This is a genomic window from Mucilaginibacter oryzae (assembly GCF_003148845.1).
Lineage (GTDB): Bacteria > Bacteroidota > Bacteroidia > Sphingobacteriales > Sphingobacteriaceae > Mucilaginibacter > Mucilaginibacter oryzae.
Window position 1 is genome coordinate 25,452 of record NZ_QGHA01000019.1, and the last position, 15,450, is coordinate 40,901.

11 protein-coding genes are annotated in these 15,450 nt (G+C 47.3%); 5 read left to right on the plus strand and 6 right to left on the minus strand.

Features of this window, described 5'->3' with window-relative positions; translation table 11 throughout:
* Window positions 1-471 carry a DinB family protein gene (locus LX99_RS24375; protein WP_109610789.1) on the plus strand — a complete coding sequence of 157 codons (471 nt, stop codon included), beginning with the start codon at window positions 1-3 and terminating at the stop codon, window positions 469-471.
* A gap of 50 nt (window positions 472-521) precedes the next feature.
* On the opposite strand, the gene cfa is transcribed toward LX99_RS24375, so the two are convergent.
* The 4 genes from cfa to LX99_RS24395 all read right to left on the minus strand — a co-directional run bounded on the left by cfa (window position 522) and on the right by LX99_RS24395 (window position 5,108).
* Window positions 522-1,643: a cyclopropane fatty acyl phospholipid synthase gene (gene cfa, locus LX99_RS24380; RefSeq protein ID WP_109610791.1), complete on the minus strand. Its 1,122-nt coding sequence runs from the start codon at window positions 1,641-1,643 to the stop codon at window positions 522-524.
* Between the two features lie 213 nt (window positions 1,644-1,856).
* Complete coding sequence (locus LX99_RS24385; protein WP_022829747.1) at window positions 1,857-2,318, minus strand: MaoC family dehydratase; 462 nt, start codon at window positions 2,316-2,318, stop codon at window positions 1,857-1,859.
* Window positions 2,319-2,394: 76 nt separating this feature from the next.
* Complete coding sequence (locus tag LX99_RS24390; protein WP_109610793.1) at window positions 2,395-4,011, minus strand: ATP-dependent DNA ligase; 1,617 nt, start codon at window positions 4,009-4,011, stop codon at window positions 2,395-2,397.
* Window positions 4,008-5,108, minus strand: a complete 1,101-nt coding sequence (locus LX99_RS24395) for a ligase-associated DNA damage response exonuclease (protein WP_109610795.1) — start codon at window positions 5,106-5,108, stop codon at window positions 4,008-4,010. The genes LX99_RS24390 and LX99_RS24395 overlap by 4 nt, the downstream gene beginning before the upstream one ends.
* Window positions 5,109-5,349: 241 nt before the next feature.
* On the opposite strand from LX99_RS24395, the gene LX99_RS24400 reads away from it, so the two are divergent.
* The gene (locus tag LX99_RS24400; protein WP_109610798.1) at window positions 5,350-6,657 is read left to right on the plus strand and encodes an amidohydrolase; all 1,308 of its coding nucleotides are present in this window, start codon (window positions 5,350-5,352) and stop codon (window positions 6,655-6,657) included.
* A 107-nt stretch (window positions 6,658-6,764) separates the two neighbouring features.
* Entirely contained in the window at window positions 6,765-7,259 is a 495-nt protein-coding gene (locus LX99_RS24405; protein ID WP_109610801.1) for a nuclear transport factor 2 family protein, read from the plus strand.
* A gap of 159 nt (window positions 7,260-7,418) precedes the next feature.
* On the opposite strand, the gene LX99_RS24410 is transcribed toward LX99_RS24405, so the two are convergent.
* Together LX99_RS24410 and LX99_RS24415 are read right to left on the minus strand one after the other, a co-directional pair.
* Complete coding sequence (locus LX99_RS24410; RefSeq protein WP_109610803.1) at window positions 7,419-9,314, minus strand: DNA topoisomerase IV subunit B; 1,896 nt, start codon at window positions 9,312-9,314, stop codon at window positions 7,419-7,421.
* A 116-nt stretch (window positions 9,315-9,430) separates the two neighbouring features.
* Window positions 9,431-10,147 (minus strand): hypothetical protein, encoded by a 717-nt coding sequence (locus LX99_RS24415; RefSeq protein ID WP_109610806.1) that lies wholly within the window; start codon window positions 10,145-10,147, stop codon window positions 9,431-9,433.
* Window positions 10,148-10,589: 442 nt separating this feature from the next.
* Between LX99_RS24415 and LX99_RS24420 the strand changes: the two genes are divergently transcribed.
* The gene (locus LX99_RS24420; RefSeq protein ID WP_109610808.1) at window positions 10,590-13,340 is read left to right on the plus strand and encodes a DNA gyrase/topoisomerase IV subunit A; all 2,751 of its coding nucleotides are present in this window, start codon (window positions 10,590-10,592) and stop codon (window positions 13,338-13,340) included.
* A 66-nt stretch (window positions 13,341-13,406) separates the two neighbouring features.
* A complete protein-coding gene (locus tag LX99_RS24425; protein ID WP_109610811.1) occupies window positions 13,407-15,233 on the plus strand; it encodes a glycoside hydrolase family 35 protein in 1,827 nt (608 codons plus the stop codon).
* The last annotated feature ends 217 nt before the right edge of the window (window positions 15,234-15,450 follow it).

A 15,450-nucleotide genomic window follows, 5' to 3' on the forward strand; every position in this document is an offset into this window, starting at 1 on the left:
ATGAAACAGGAATTTGAGGTTATCAAAAAACCGCGCTTAATGCTGCTGAGCATCATTGAACCTTTAACAATCCAACAACTAAACCACATTCCAACCGGCTTTAACAATAACCCGATCTGGAACCTGGCACACCTCATTTCCGGGCAGCAAGGTATTTGCTATACCCGCGCCGGTGTACCTGTTGTTGTTGATGATAAATATTATACCCCCTATCGCCCGGATACTAAACCGCAGGGTTTTGTGAATGCTGATGACATTGCCCGGGTGAGAGAACTTTTCATCTCCACCATTGATAAACTGGAAGAAGATTACCATGCAGGTATCTTTAGTAATTATCAACCCATGACTACCAGGTATGGCGTAACCTTAAGCAATATTGAAGAGGCTATCCGCTTTCTCGCTTTTCACGAGGGCTTGCATTTTGGATATATCATGGCGCTTAAGCGCGTGGTTTTGGAAGAAACCAAATAATGCCCATAAACAAACGGGGCCGTATCACCATACAGCCCCCTTTTTTATGCTTACCTTATCGATTTATATTCGCCCAGGTGAAGCGGCTTGGTGAAAACTATCTGCCACAAATGGTTTTTTCTTGACCGGAATGAAGCCGCGCTGGCGCTGAGATAGTACCGCCACATCCGGTGGAAGGTTTCGTCGTACCGGGCGCTGTCGCGTTGATCCCAGGTATCGTCGAGATTTTTGAGCCACTCCATACAGGTACGGTCGTAATGGGTACCGAAATTGTGCCAGTCTTCCAAAACAAACAAGCCCTGCGAGGCTGTTGTAAGTTGCGCTGCCGAAGGCAGCATGCCGTTCGGGAAAATGTACTTATCTATCCAGGGGTCGGTAATTTTGGTTGAGTAATTACCGCCGATGGTGTGTTGCAGGAAAATGCCGTCTTGCTTCAGGTTTCGGCTAACCACTTCCATTAGTGTACGATAGTTACGGTAACCTATATGCTCGGTCATGGCTACGCAGGCTACGCGGTCAAATTCGTCGTTCAGTTCACGATAGTCGTGTACCCTTATTTCTACCGGCAAACCCTTGCATTTTTCGCGGGCGTATGCGGCCTGCTCTTCCGAGATGGTTACGCCCACCACCGATACGCCGTATCTTTCGGCCGCGAACTGCGATAAACCGCCCCAGCCGCAGCCGAGGTCGAGCATTTTCATGCCGGGTTCCAGTTTCAGTTTACGGCATACCATATCCAGTTTGGCTTCCTGGGCTTCCTGTAAAGTGTTGGCGCCATAGCCCCAGTAGCCGCATGAATACTGCATGTATTTATCGAGTACCAGTTCGTAATGATCGTTGCCGATGTCGTAATGTCTTTTAACAACCTCTTTTGATCTGGATTTGGTTTGCTGGTTAAGGTATTTGGCTTTCAGGTAATATTTAAGTGTGTTAAAATCGCGGGGCAGCATTTTATCAACCCGGTGATACTGTACCCTGAAAAAAAACTCATCCAGGGCCTCGCAATCCCACCAGCCTTCCATATATGCTTCACCAAAACCTAACGAACCGCCGCCAAGCAAGCGGTCGTACAGTTTTGGGTTGTGTACCTGCGGGTCCCATGGATTTGTGCCATTCATGGTAATGCCACCGGCCTTAAACATATTTTCAACAAGCTGTTTGGATGAACCCATATTTTGTTTGATAGTGATTTTGCGATAAATATACACAAAACTACTACTATCTGCCGCGGGTTTAAACGCAGCGTAACCCCAGGTGAAAACGGGTTAAGTTTCTGGCTTGCCCCCAATAAACCAAAATAAAGCTACCGCGGGTTTAGCGCAGCGTAACCCGTGGGAATAATCGGTTAAGTCTCTGACTTAACCGACGGCAGGCAGAGAATCCAATTAATCTAAAAAGTGATATAAAAACACAACATCGCCGCTGAAGGCCGGTTTGCGCTGATCTTTAATCTCCATTTCGATGGCCATGGTTGCTTTAATTACACCGCGCAGGTTAAGCAGACCTGCCAGTTTTACCTTAAGGCGTACTTCGCTGTTAACCAGGGCTGGCTGGGCAAAGCGCAGGTTTTCGATGCCGTAGTTAATTTCCATTTTCAGGTTTTCAATCTTCACAATCTCCTTCCACAGGTACGGGGTAAGCGATAATGTAAGGTAACCATGCGCGATAGTAGTTTTGAACGGGCTATCAGTTTTGGCCTTTTCGGCATCGGTATGGATCCACTGGTGATCTAAGGTGGCATCGGCAAATTTGTTGATCTGCTCCTGGGTGATTTTGTGCCATGATGAGGTACCCAGTTCCTCACCTATGTGTTGTTCAAACTCCTGGAAACTTTTTATAACTATCATATCGCTTTTTTATAACCGGCTACCTTTTTACGCAGCCTTGAATTTTGAAGGCGCAAAGGTACCAATTAAATCGGTATCATTCACCTAATAAAGCTTTTAGGGTTTCGAGGGTATCGGCTTCTTCTTTAGGTTTATCATGCCGCCAGCGCAAAATGCGTGGGAAACGCAGCGCAATGCCCGATTTATGCCGCGTTGATTTATTGATGCCTTCAAAGCCTATTTCAAACACAAGCTCGGGTTTAACGGTACGCACCGGGCCGAATTTTTCGATGGTGTTGCGTTTTACAAAATAGTCTACCTTATTAATTTCGGCATCGGTAAGGCCTGAGTAAGCTTTGGCAAAGGGCACCAGCTTATCGCCGTCCCAAACGGCAAAAGTATAGTCGGTATACAGGTCGGCACGGCGGCCATGGCCTTTTTGGGCGTAGATCATGACGGCATCGACAGAGAGCGGGTCTATTTTCCATTTCCACCAGTCGCCCCGGCGGCGGCCAACCTGGTAGGCGGCACTTTTACGTTTCAGCATAATGCCTTCGGCAATCATGGCGCGCGATTGTTCGCGGATGGTGCCCAACTCGTCCCAGCTATCAAATTTGATCAATGCCGAAATCCGGAACACTTCCGGAAAAGGCGTTACGGCCTGCAACTGCTCCAGCAAGTCCCGCCGTTCCGATTGTGTTTTATAGCGGATATCCTCGCCTGCATATTCCAGGCAATCGTAAGCGATAACCGCTACCGGGCTTTCTTCCAGTATTTTTTTACTGAGGTTTTTGCGGCCTATGCGGGTTTGCAATACATTGAAAGGCATGGGCAGCCCATTTTGAAAACTCAGGATTTCGCCGTCTAACACCGTACCATCGGGCAGGGCATTTAAAAAAGGGTGCAGTTCGGGGAATTTTTCGGTAGCAAGATCTTCGCCGCGGCTCCAGATAAAAATTTCGCCGCCGCGTTTTATCATTTGCGCGCGGATGCCGTCCCATTTCCACTCGGCCTGCCAGTCGGAGGCATCGCCCAAAGCTGTACCCACTTCGGCAGGTGTTTTCTGCTTTTCGGATGTTTCCTGTATGGGATAAGCCAAAAAGAAAGGATAAGGACGGGAAATGTTAGCAGCTTCGTCCTGCTCTTCCATCAGTTGTGCAAAGCGGTAAGTCTCGGGCAACCAGCTACCCATAATCCGGTGGGTAAGCACTGCGGCATCTAAACCCGAAATATCGGCAAGGGCTTTGACAACCAGATTTTGCGATACGCCCACCCTGAAGCTGCCGGTAAGCAGTTTGTTAAATACAAAGCGCTCCTGGGTATCCAGCATGGCCCAGCTTTGCACCAGCCACTCTTTTTTCTCTTCTTCGGTCTTGTCATACAGCGAGTTGATCTCGCCTATCCATTCGGTAAGGGTTTTACTGCTACTTTGGCTGCTTTGAGGCATCAACAGGGCCATGGTTTCGGCCAGGTCGCCCACTACCTGGTAGCTTTCTTCAAAAAGCCAGGCCGGGATGTTGGATGCCTCGATGGCCCAGTTGCGTACCAGCGTTGAGTTGATAGGGCGCCTTGGCCGCCTGCCGGTAAAAAGGGCCAGCATATGCATTTTATCGGTATCAGGTACCGCATTGAAATAGTCTTTCAGCACCTTAACCTTTTCGTTGGTTTTATTGGTTTCATCAAGCGAGAGAAAAAGTTGGGCGAATGCCTTCATATAGCAGGGCCCCCAACCCCCTCTAAATCTCCCCCGGGAGGGGAGACTTTCTTTTGTGCTACATCATTCAACTCCTCCCCTTCCGGGGGAGGCTGGGTGGGGGTATCTTCTTCCCCGCCATACAAAGTATGTACCTCTTTGGCGTTGAAACCAATCTCATTGAGGTACCTGGTAAAGGTGGCCGTATAGCCGTGGGTGAGGTAAACACACTCGCAGCCGGTGGCATCAATGGCGCTGATGAGGCCGTCCCAGTCGGCATGGTCTGAAAGTATGAAGCCCCTGTCGGCGGCGCGGCGGCGTTTGGCCCCGCGAATGGCCATCCATCCGGAGCAGTAGCCAAAACTATAGGGCTGAAATTTGCGCATCCAGGGCGTACCCACCGATGAGGGCGGCGCTATGATAATGCCTTTACGCACTTCCTCTTTTAAACTTTCGGCGGTGATCCTTTCGGTAGGGTTAAGTTGTACACCATTTCGGCGCAGTGCTTCGTTGGTATTTTCGATAACACCATGAGTATAAACCTTGCCGTTAAACAGATCAAGGTTTTGGAGGATGCGCTGCGCTTTACCCAGCGAGTAACCCACCAGCACAGTAGCAAGGCCGTTATGCAGGTTGCTTCGCCACCAGTTATTGATCTCGTTAAAGGTTTGTACCTGGGGCTTCCACTGGTATACCGGCATGCCAAACGTACACTCGGAAATAAAATGATGGCATTTAACAGGTTCAAACGGCGTGGAGATGCCATCATCCTCCACTTTATAATCGCCGGATACTACCCACACCTCGCCCTGGTGTTCAACCCTGATCTGGGCGGAGCCAATAACATGGCCGGCAGGGTACAGCGATATCTTTATACCGTTTTTCAGTACGGTTTCACCAAATTCTACGGTTTGCAGGTTGATTTCGCCAAGGCGATACCGCAACACCTCACGCGACAGATGATGGGCCAGGTAACGTTTGTGCCCCCAGTAGGCATGGTCGGCATGGGCATGGGTAATCACGGCATCATCAACCGGTTTCCACGGGTCGATGTAAAAATTGCCTTTAGCACAGTAAATACCCCTGTCGGTAAATTCAAGTAGCGGTTTGTTGGCCATGGTGTATAAACTGTTGATGTGCAAATTGGTTTGCCCCCGGCCCCCTGAAGGGGGCTGTTTGTATGCAGTTTGGTTTACGTTGCGCTCGTCAGCCCTGTCTATGCAAGCGTAGGCGGCTTTTATTTTTTCTTACCCTAAATCCCAAATGGAGTGCTACCTGAATCGTTTTATTGTTCAAGTTCAGGTTAAATATAAATATTCAATCTGTTTTTGCTATCTTAACTTGCAGCAAATAACTGTAATGAAAGCAAACCTTATACTATTACTGTTGGTACTCTCCCTATACGCGGCAGCGCAAAAAAGCACCCTGCGCAAACAGGTAGATGCCAAAGCCGATGCCCTGCAAAGCCAGGTGGTTGCGTGGCGGCGCGATTTTCATGAACACCCTGAACTGGGCAATCACGAAGTACGTACCTCGGGCATTATCGCCAAACACCTGCAATCGTTAGGAATGGAGGTGCAAACGGGTGTGGCCACCACCGGGGTGGTTGGCATTTTAAAAGGCGGTAAACCCGGGCCAGTTGTTGCCCTCCGGGCAGATATGGACGGCCTGCCGGTTATTGAACGCGTTGATGTGCCTTTTGCATCTAAAGTAAAAACAACCTATAACGGCCAGGAAGTGGGGGTGATGCATGCCTGCGGGCACGATTCGCACATGGCTATTTTGATGGCTGTAGCGCAGATCCTTTCATCAATGAAAGCCGATTTGCACGGTACAGTGAAATTTATTTTTCAACCCGCAGAAGAAGGTGTTGAGCCGGGCCAGAAGGGCGGCGCCGAACAGATGGTGAAGGAGGGCGTACTGCAAAACCCAAAGGTTGACGCTATTTTTGGTCTGCATATCAATTCGCAAACCGAAGTTGGCAAAATCACCTATCGCCCGGGCGGGACTATGGCAGGTGTTAATGACATGCAGATTGTGGTTAAGGGCAGGTCGGCGCATGGCGCTTATCCCTGGTCGAGCGTAGACCCTATTGTAGTATCGGCCCAGATTATTAACGGCCTGCAAACTATTGTAAGCCGCAATATCAATATTACCGAAAACCCGGCTGTGGTTACTGTGGGCGCTATAAAAGGCGGCAACCGCTCAAACATTATTCCCGAAACGGTTGAAATGCTGGGTACGCTGCGCGCGTTTACACCTGATGATGAAAAAATGCTGATTGAAAAGGTAACCACGATAGCTACCAAAACCGCCGAAGCGCAGGGCGCTACCGCAACGGTAAAAATACCCTATAGTAACCATTATCCGGTAACTTTTAACAATCCCGAGCTTACACAGCAAATGCTTCCCAGCCTGCAACTTACCGCAGGCGCTGCCAACGTGCTGCTGAGGCCGCCGGTAACCGGGGCGGAAGATTTTAGCTTTTACCAGGAAAAAGTACCCGGACTATTCATATTTTTGGGTGGCATGCCAAAGGGCGGAGACCCGGTTAAAGCGCCATCGCACCATACCCCCGATTTTTATATCGACGAAAGCGGGTTTACTTTGGGGGTTAAAGCGTTGTGTAATTTGACTATCGATTATATGGAAACTAAAAGCCGATAATACCAGCGGGATATTATTGCAGTAATAACCGGTTTATATTTTGATCGGAGTGATTTTTATATCCAAAGGCCTTTAAAAAACAGCATGTAGTACAATTGAATAAGATCATGAAAAAGCATTTATTCCCCCTGATATGCCTCTGCATGCTTATTGCTGTTAAAGCCTCGGCAAGCTCCGGTTTTCCTGCCGATACCGTTGTTAAATTAAAGCCGGAAGTTAAACAGATCATCGAAAAGGTGATTAAAGCTTCCGGTACATTCAGTATCGATGAAGTATCAGATTTGTATGCCCCCAATGCGGTTGTGGCCGATGAGCAACCGCCTTTTTCCTGGAACGGTCAGCTGGCCGGTGTACAATGGATCAATTCGGTTGAAAAGGCAGTTAAAGATTTTAAAATAAAAGATTTTAAGGTTGATCTGCAACGCATCAAAACCTTTCAGCAAACCGATGAAATTGTTTACCTGGTAGCGCCTGTTGAATATACCGGCACCGTAAACGGCGAACACTTTGAAGAGCAGGGCGCCTTTTCGTTTGTGCTGCGCGTGGTAAGCGGCAAATGGCTGATTAAAAGCCAGGCCTGGGTGCCGCGAAACGGGATGTAAAATTATCCTTCCGCTACTATCTATACAAACTCACACTCTTCGCCGTTGCTGGTGAAAACACCGACCACAGGCTGGACGACATCTTAATTACTAAAACGAAAAAGAGGGGCTACGATTTGATTCGTTAGCCCCCTTTTTATACAATTGAAATATTTGTACTTACACCGCCACCGGCAACTCTTCAGCCACCTCAGCTTCTTTTATTGTGGGGTTAATACTTTCATCATCTTTTTCAACCCTTAAATTGTTTACAATATGCATCTGGCGGGTTGGGGTGTTTTTACCCATAAAATATTCCAGCAGGTTTTTTACGTTGGCGTCGCGCAAAATAACCGGGTCAAGGCGCATGTCCTTGCCAATAAACAGGCCAAACTCTTCGGGCGAGATCTCACCCAAGCCTTTAAACCGGGTAATCTCGGGCTTGTTACCCAATTTGGCTATAGCGTTACGGCGCTCTTCATCGCTGTAGCAGTAAATGGTTTCCTTTTTATTACGCACCCTGAACAGCGGCGTTTGCAGGATAGATACGTGACCGGCCTTTACCAGATCGGGGAAAAACTGCAAAAAGAAGGTCATGAGTAGCAGGCGGATGTGCATACCGTCAACATCGGCATCGGTAGCTATCACAATGTTGTTGTAACGCAGGCCATCCAACCCATCCTCAATATTAAGGGCGTGTTGCAACAGGTTAAATTCTTCGTTTTCGTAAACCACTTTTTTGGTCAGGCCAAAACAGTTTAGCGGCTTACCTTTTAGGCTAAACACCGCCTGGGTCATCACATCGCGCGATTTGGTGATCGAGCCGCTGGCCGAGTCGCCCTCGGTAATGAACAGTGTGGTATCCTGTTTACGCTCGTGGGTATCGTCAAAATGCACCTTACAATCGCGCAGTTTACGGTTATGCAATGATGCCTTTTTGGCGCGCTCGTTAGCCAGTTTTTTAATGCCCGCTATATCCTTACGCTCCCTTTCCGATTGCAGGATACGTTTCAGCAGCGCATCGGCCGTTGCCGGATTTTTATGCAGGTAGTTATCAAGCTCCTTCTTAACAAAGTCGTTCACAAAACCACGCACCGAAGGGCCATCCGGACCAATATTGAGCGAGCCCAGTTTGGTTTTGGTTTGCGATTCGAACACCGGCTCCTGTACCTTAACGGCAATAGCAGCTACTATCGATGCCCTGATATCGGCCGCATCATATTCCTTTTTATAAAACTCGCGCACCGTTTTCACCACTGCTTCACGAAAGGCTGCCTGGTGGGTACCGCCCTGGGTAGTGTTCTGCCCGTTCACAAACGAGTAATACTCCTCGCCGTATTGCTGCCCGTGGGTCATGGCTATCTCTATATCTTCACCTTTCAGGTGAATGATGGGGTAGCGCAACGTTTCGGGATCAGTATTGCGGGTAAGCAAATCATACAGGCCGCGCTCCGAAAAATATTTCTGGTTGTTAAAGTTAATGGTTAAACCGGCGTTCAGGAACACATAGTTCCAGATCATGTTCTCCACAAACTCCGGGATAAAGCGGTAGTGCCTGAAAATGCTATCGTCGGGCATAAAATTGATAGCCGTACCATTACGCTGGGTAGTATCCTTTTCCGGCTCATCACGAATCAGCTCACCTTTGGCAAACTCGGCAATTTTGGTGCGGCCGTCGCGGTACGATTGTACGATAAATGAAGTTGATAAAGCGTTTACCGCTTTGGTACCCACACCATTCAAACCTACCGATTTCTGGAAGGCCTTGCTATCGTACTTACCGCCGGTATTTATTTTAGATACGCAATCAATCACCTTACCGAGGGGGATACCACGGCCATAATCGCGCACAGATACCTTATGATCGCTCATATTGATATCAATACTCCGGCCCGATCCCATCACAAACTCATCTATCGAGTTATCTACAATCTCCTTCAGCAAAACGTATACGCCATCGTCATAAGCGGAGCCGTCGCCCAGCTTACCGATATACATACCCGGGCGTAAACGGATGTGCTCCTTCCAATCGAGGGAGCGGATACTATCTTCACTATAATTAACTGGTTCTGCCATTTATAATAGAATACAATTTTAAGCAGGCGCAAAATGCGCCATTTGCAAAAATAAACTTCCGGCCGGAATAAACCGGGAACAGATATCAACTTATCAACATTTGGGGAGGCGGTAAATTATTTGCCTTTACCTTCAGCCTTGAATTTCAAGCAGTTGCTCGCGCGGTCAACATTTTTAAAAAATTCCGGTCCCTTATCATTGGTAAAACAAACCGTCATGATCGTACCGGTATGGTTGCGTTGCAGCATAATAAGCAGCGCGTACTTGTAATGCTTGGTGGCGGGTAAATCGGGGAGGTTAAGCAGGTATGATTTTCCGGCATCAGCCCTGAAGCGTTTTAAAACACCCGGGGGGATCACCCGCGCGGGTGTTTCCCTTTCGCCGGTAAAAGTAGTGGCCTGGGCCCTGCTCATATTTATATAGAGCGAATCAGGGTTTTCCGTTTGCCTGTCTGTATCGTAACGGCCCTGTTCATAACTTACATAATTTTGCTTTTGGGATTTTACCTGGTACCAAACCTCAAAATCCTGATCAGGGATTTCAAGCGCGTAATCAAATGAATAATCCTCGTCGTTAGGGGCCTGGATCTCCTTAAACCCTTTTGGCTGAATATAGGCAACGTTGGCCTGGGCCACAATGCGTATAAACTCCCGGTACTGGCCCGAGCCCTGCTCCTCTTTTACTGCGATATAGTGCGATTGTTTTCTGGGAGGCGTACGTTTATTTTGGATATGAATCCCCCCTGGCTTTACCTGCGCAGTACTTGTTATAAAACACAGCGATGATAAAACCAATAGTAACAAGGTTATGGTTGGCTTCAAAATAGCTTTCATCTAAAAGGGTGTGCCCTAAAATTTACAGACCTGAGCATTACAGGTAAATATAATAATTATTGACAAACAGTTACACCTTCATGCGGTCTGTTGATCTCTTTAACGATAATTTCGGAAGTTTATTTGACAGTTCAACATATTTTTCCACACAATCAACAGGTTACCGCCACGGCAAAAGTGTTGCTGCACGTAACAATTTTGTTAATAAAAATCCTTGTCAAAAATCACCTAAAGGCATGAAAGTGTAGCATCACCCCAGCCCTTTCCGAAAGGAGTGGGAGTGCCTTGCTTCTTAAAGTCCTCTCCCCCCGGAGAGGATTTAGGATAGGCCTTTTCAAATCAGCAACGCTAAAAGCGATTACTTCCCCAAACTATAGCTTAAAGTCCGACACATCGCTACATAATCTGTATCTTTACCCATCCAAAAGTTTTTTTGAATATAATGAGTGAAGATCTGAATCAAAACGATACGCCTATCCCTAATGAAGAAAAGTTAAATGCCGTTACCTCGCTCGACGGCTTATATGAAAACTGGTTTTTGGATTATGCCTCGTATGTAATTCTTGACAGGGCGGTTCCCCATATTAATGATGGTTTAAAACCTGTACAGCGCCGCATCCTGCATTCGCTTAAGGAAATGGACGACGGGCGCTATAACAAAGCGGCCAACGTTATTGGTAATACCATGAAATACCACCCCCATGGCGATGCCTCTATTGGTGATGCCATGGTGCAGATAGGCCAGAAAAACCTGCTGATAGATTGCCAGGGCAACTGGGGCGACCCGGTAACCGGCGACTCGGCGGCGGCTCCGCGTTATATCGAGGCGCGTTTATCCAAATTCGCGCTCGATGTTGTTTTTAACCCTGATACTACCGTTTGGCAGGCCAGTTATGACGGCCGTAATAAGGAGCCCATCACCCTGCCGGTAAAGTTCCCTTTACTGCTTGCCCAGGGAGCCGAAGGTATAGCGGTGGGTTTAGCCACCAAAATTTTACCGCACAATTTTATCGAGTTATTAGATGCCTCGGTAGCGGTACTGAAAGGCGAACGCCCCAATTTGATGCCCGACTTCCCTACCGGCGGTATGGCCGACGCTTCTTTGTATAATGAAGGACAGCGCGGCGGCAAAGTACGCGTAAGGGCTAAAATTGTTGAGCGCGATAAAAAAACGCTGGCCATTACCGAAATTCCTTTTACCACCACTACCGGCAGTTTGATTGACAGCGTAATATCTGCCAACGATAAAGGCAAGATCAAGATCAAAAAGATCGAAGATAATACGGCTAAGGATGTGGAGATCATTATCCACCTTGCGCCGGGCATCTCGCCCGATGTAACTATCGACGCGCTTTATGCCTTTACCGATTGCGAGGTTTCCATATCGCCCAATACCTGCGTAATACAGGACGATAAGCCGCGCTTTATGAGCGTGAACGATATGCTTACCGAAAGCACTTTCTTCACTAAAGACCTGCTGAAACAGGAGCTGGAGATCAGGCTTAATGAGTTGATGGAGAAGATCTTTTTTAGTTCATTACTAAAAATCTTTATCCAGGAAGGCATGTATAAAAACCCTGAGTACGAAAACTCAGGTAATTTTGAGGTGGTGATTGAAGTATTGAACAAGCTGTTCGAGCCTTTCTTTCCGCAATTTTACCGCACCATCCTGCCTGAAGATTATAAAAAGCTGATTGACAAACCAATGAGCAGCATCACCCGCTTTGACGTTAAAAAGGCGGATGAGCAGATGAAAGCGCTGGAAAATGAGATCAAGCAGGTAAAGCACCACCTGAAGCACCTCACCGACTATGCGATTGCCTGGTTTGAAAAATTGAAAGAAAAATACGGTAAAGACCGCGAACGTAAAACCGAACTGCGCACCTTTGATAAGGTGGAAGCCGCCCAGGTGGCCCTGGCAAACGTTAAACTATATGTTAACCGTGCCGACGGCTTCGTGGGCTCGGGCCTGAAAAAGGATGATTCGGTTGAGTTTGTGGGCGATTGCTCGGATATTGATGAGATCATCGTTTTCCGCGGGGATGGCCGTTGCATCATCACGAAGGTGCAGGATAAGGTTTTTGTGGGTAAGGATATCATCCACGTAGCCGTATTTAAAAAGAACGATGAGCGTACCGTTTATAACATGATCTACAAAGATGGTGAAAGCGGCATCAGTTATATCAAACGCTTCTCGGTAGTGGGGGTAACCCGCGATAAAGAGTACGATTTGACCAAAGGCACCAAAGGATCAAAAGTATTGTACTTTACCGCCAACTCCAACGGTGAGGCCGAGGTGGTGAATGTGCAGCTTAAACCGCATTCCAAACTCAAAAAACTGCAGTTTGATGAGGATTTCGCCTCAATAGCTATCAAAGGCCGTGGTTCGATGGGTAATATCATTACCAAGTACCCGGTTAAAAAAATCATCCTGAAAAGCAAAGGCGTATCAACGCTGGCCGGTAGAAAGATCTGGTATGACGATATACTGAAACGCTTAAACGCCGATGGCCGCGGTAAATACCTGGGCGAGTTTGATGGCGACGACCGGATCCTTACCGTGATGAGCAACGGTGTTTATGAGTTAACGAGCTTCGACCTCAACAACCACTTTGATGATAAGATGATCCTGATCGAAAAATACGATCCGCAGGCCGTATTCTCGATAGTGCATATTGAAGGCAAATCAAAAAATCACCTCGTTAAACGTTTCACCTTCGAAAACATTGCTTTAGGCAAACAGGTGAGCCTGATTAGCGAGGAGCCGGGATCGAAAATGGTGATATTAGGGCATACCGCGCCTGTAGTAAGCATGACACACCTGAAGGGTAAAGACCAAACGCCCGAAACCCTGGAGCTGAATCTCGCAACGATCATTGATGTTAAAGGCATGAAAGCGATGGGTAACAGGCTTTCACAGAGTCCGGTAAAATCGGTTGAATTGATCAGCGATGAAGTTGTACCGGCAGATGCAGGAGCAGACGAAGCGCCGGGAAACAGCACTCCCGAAGCAATAGCGCCCAATGAAGAAACGCCTTCATCCGGTCCGGGGTCAACATCAATAGAATCACCTGGTCAGTCATCGGGCTCAGCCGGGGAGCCGCTGAAACCTCCGGCAAAAAAAATTGATTTTGAGATCACCAATCCCGGCGATATCGATCTTGAAGACAACGGTCAGCTCGATTTATTTTAATATTCAAGCCATCGGCATTACATTGCCGGTGGCTTTTTTATCTATACCCAAAACAATTTATTACGAATGAAAAAAATTAGTACCCTGTTACTTTTCATTGTTGCCGCCGCGTTGGTAAAAGCCCAGGCCCCGGCGCACACTTTCGCCCTTGGCGACAGTACATTTTTGTTGGACGGAAAACCGTTGCAAATGATTAGCGGCGAAATGCATTGCTACCGCATTCCGCAACAATACTGGCGTGCCCGTATGAAAATGGCTAAGGCAATGGGGCTTAACACCATTGGCACCTACGTATTCTGGAACGCGCACGAGCCGGTACAGGGCCAGTATGATTTTACCGGTAATAACGACATAGCCGAATTTGTAAAAATAGCCAAAGAAGAAGGTTTGTGGGTGATTATGCGCCCCAGCCCATACGCCTGCGCCGAATGGGAATTTGGCGGTTACCCCTGGTGGCTGCTTAAAGATAAAAACCTGAAAGTACGCAGTAAAGATCCTAAATTTTTGGCGGCCTATAAAAGTTACATCATGGCTTTAAGCAAACAGCTTAGCCCGTATTTGATTACCCATGGCGGCAATATTTTAATGGTGCAGATAGAGAACGAATACGGCTCCTACAGCAACGATAAAGAATACCTGGATATTAACCGCAAAATATTCCGCGAGGCTGGTTTTGACGGCATTTTATTTACCTGCGACGGGCCATCGCAAATGCCCGCGGGCTATTTGCCGGGATACCTGCCCGCCGTTAACGGCTTGGATAACCCTAAGGAAGTAAAAACCCTCATCAACAAATATCATGATGGTAAAGGCCCGTATTATATTGCAGAGTGGTACCCGGGCTGGTTTGACAGCTGGGGCAGCCCGCACTCAACCACCAACGCCGAAGATGATGCTAAAAAGCTGGATGAGGTTTTAGCGGCAGGCATATCTATCAATATGTACATGTTTCACGGCGGTACTTCGCGCGGTTTTATGAATGGCGCAAACATGAGCAAAAAAGAGCCATATTCGCCGCAAACTTCCAGCTATGATTATGACGCGCCTTTGAACGAAGCCGGCGATCCTACACCTAAGTTTTTTAAATTCCGCGAAATTATTCAGAAGCACCTGCCTGCCGGTGTCACCCTGCCGCCGGTACCTGCCGCAAACAAAACTATTGCGGTTCCGTCAATTTCGTTAACGGCTACAGCGCCTTTGTTTACCAACTTAGGCAAACCGGTTATCAACGAAAAACCGCTTTGTTTTGAAGATCTGGATCAGGGTTATGGTTTTGTGCTTTACCGCACACAATTAAAAGACGCTGCCGACGGCCTGCTGCAAATAAAAGAACTGCGTGATTACGCTACCGTTTATTTAAACGGCCAACGCATCAGCGTTTTAGACAGGCACCTGCGCCAGGATTCGTTACAACTTAAGGGCGCAAAAAAGGGTGATGTTTTAGATATCCTTTTGGAAAACAACGGCCGCATTAATTATGGCCCTTACCTAACCGACAACCGCCAGGGCATCACCGAAAAAGTAACGCTAAACGGCACGGAGCTTACCGGCTGGAAAATGTATAAATTCCCTTTCCAGAACACCTCTAACTTTAAATACAGTACCAAAGCGATAACCGGAGCCCAGCCTGCTTTGTATAAAGGCTCATTCAACCTAACCGAAACCGGCGATACCTGGCTCGACCTGAGCAACTTTGGCAAAGGCTTTGTGTTTTTAAACGGTATCAACATCGGTAAGTACTGGAATATTGGTCCGCAGCAAACGTTGTATATCCCGGCAGGATGGCTTAAAAAGGGAGCAAATGAGCTCGTGATTTTTGATGAGTTGAAAAGCGGGCATAAAACCATATCTGCGCTTAACCACCCGATATTGAACGTGGTGGTAAAAAAATAAGTTACAGATAAAAAAAAGACCTTGAACAAAGTAGTAAAGAAATTTCCACACGAATTTTTACGAATTATCGAATTACACGAATTTTTATTTGAGCAAGATTTGAAATTCGTGTAATTCGAATAATTGTGGACAGTTTGAAAATCAATTCGTGTTAAAATTTCTCATTTTAATTTATGCAAACACGTCACTTTGTTAAAAAAACGTTTTTCCTTGCATT

What these genes read in the sequence shown, in the direction of transcription:
- LX99_RS24410 (WP_109610803.1), bottom strand. Translation starts at nt 9,314, where the DNA reads ATGGCAGAACCAGTTAATTATAGTGAAGATAGTATCCGCTCCCTCGAT.
- LX99_RS24420 (WP_109610808.1), top strand. Translation starts at nt 10,590, where the DNA reads ATGAGTGAAGATCTGAATCAAAACGATACGCCTATCCCTAATGAAGAA.
- LX99_RS24395 (WP_109610795.1), bottom strand. Translation starts at nt 5,108, where the DNA reads ATGGCCAACAAACCGCTACTTGAATTTACCGACAGGGGTATTTACTGT.
- cfa (WP_109610791.1), bottom strand. Translation starts at nt 1,643, where the DNA reads ATGGGTTCATCCAAACAGCTTGTTGAAAATATGTTTAAGGCCGGTGGC.
- LX99_RS24415 (WP_109610806.1), bottom strand. Translation starts at nt 10,147, where the DNA reads ATGAAAGCTATTTTGAAGCCAACCATAACCTTGTTACTATTGGTTTTA.
- LX99_RS24375 (WP_109610789.1), top strand. Translation starts at nt 1, where the DNA reads ATGAAACAGGAATTTGAGGTTATCAAAAAACCGCGCTTAATGCTGCTG.
- LX99_RS24385 (WP_022829747.1), bottom strand. Translation starts at nt 2,318, where the DNA reads ATGATAGTTATAAAAAGTTTCCAGGAGTTTGAACAACACATAGGTGAG.
- LX99_RS24400 (WP_109610798.1), top strand. Translation starts at nt 5,350, where the DNA reads ATGAAAGCAAACCTTATACTATTACTGTTGGTACTCTCCCTATACGCG.
- LX99_RS24405 (WP_109610801.1), top strand. Translation starts at nt 6,765, where the DNA reads ATGAAAAAGCATTTATTCCCCCTGATATGCCTCTGCATGCTTATTGCT.
- LX99_RS24390 (WP_109610793.1), bottom strand. Translation starts at nt 4,011, where the DNA reads ATGAAGGCATTCGCCCAACTTTTTCTCTCGCTTGATGAAACCAATAAA.
- LX99_RS24425 (WP_109610811.1), top strand. Translation starts at nt 13,407, where the DNA reads ATGAAAAAAATTAGTACCCTGTTACTTTTCATTGTTGCCGCCGCGTTG.